The organism is Streptomyces thermodiastaticus (assembly GCF_014656135.1).
Lineage (GTDB): Bacteria > Actinomycetota > Actinomycetes > Streptomycetales > Streptomycetaceae > Streptomyces > Streptomyces thermodiastaticus.
This window is the reverse complement of record NZ_BNBV01000082.1, coordinates 1-624: the sequence shown is the minus strand read 5'-3', so window position 1 is coordinate 624 and position 624 is coordinate 1. Positions and strand designations below refer to the sequence as shown.

Below are 624 nucleotides of genomic sequence, written 5' to 3'. Positions count from 1 at the left end.
GCCAGGGTCCGGTTGACGGTCTTCTCGGTGGGGGTGAGTTCCTGCAGGGGCCTGCGTTTGATGCCCGTGGTCAGCCAGGGGCCACCGCCCTGGTAGGCGAGATCGGCCAGGATGGGGACGCCCTGGCGCTCGCAGATACGGATGATGCGGTGGGTGCGGGCAGCGGTCAGGTCGTGAGCTCGGCCCGGCAGCGCGGGGGAGAGCCACAGCGGTCGGTTCTCCGGATCGGTGACCACCTGCACGTTCACTCCGTGCCGGCGGTGCTTGTGGGAGTAGTCCGCGCGCGAGTCGCCGACCCGGTTGCACTCGGCGGGGGTGCCGTCCAGCAGGACGAAGTCGGGGCCGGCCTCGCGCGGGACCTTCAGCAGTCCCGGCGCGCGCTGGGCGAGCAGGTGGATGACCGCGCTGGTGTAGGCGTGGGCGGTGGACTCGCTGATCCCGAACCCGGCAGCGATCTTCGCCAGGGTGGTGTGCTCGCGCAGGTACACCAGTGCCACCATCGCGCGCTGAGACGGGCGGAGCTTGCAGCGCCGGTCGCCCTCACGGGTGACGATGAGCATGGTGACCCACTCCACGAGTGCATGCGGCAGGTCGAGTGCGGCAGGATAGATGACCAACGAGGCC

The 624-nt window shown here is 70.2% G+C and carries 1 protein-coding gene; it reads right to left on the bottom strand.

The window, feature by feature from the left end:
• Positions 1-617: transposase family protein (locus tag IE286_RS26920; RefSeq protein ID WP_189799366.1), on the bottom strand; the 617-nt coding region annotated here is incomplete at its 3' end.
• Positions 618-624: the final 7 nt, after the last annotated feature.